The sequence below is a fragment of the Shewanella sp. SR44-4 genome (genome assembly GCF_014163715.1).
In the GTDB taxonomy this organism is placed as follows: Bacteria; Pseudomonadota; Gammaproteobacteria; order Enterobacterales; family Shewanellaceae; genus Shewanella.
On sequence record NZ_JACJDU010000203.1, the window covers coordinates 1 to 215 of the forward strand.

Genomic DNA, 215 nt, shown 5'->3' on the forward strand with positions numbered 1-215 from the left:
GGTAACCCATCTGCGACTGCTACCGACAACCAGCCTGTGGACAATGTTGCCGCACCTGCACCCATCGTTGAGTTCAGCGGCATGGGCAGCGACGGCGTGTTCAACAGCGATGAGATCGGTACTGATGGCACTGTGACCGCGACCGTGACTCTCGCGACTGGCACCCAAGTTGGCGACACCTTGATTGTCACTGACGGCAACGGCAACACCCTATT

At 58.6% G+C, this 215-nt stretch carries 1 protein-coding gene; it reads left to right on the forward strand.

Annotated elements, in window-relative coordinates; all coding sequences use genetic code 11:
• The coding region (locus H5125_RS22515) for a hypothetical protein (RefSeq protein WP_182745528.1) at positions 1 to 215 on the forward strand (215 nt) is incomplete at both ends.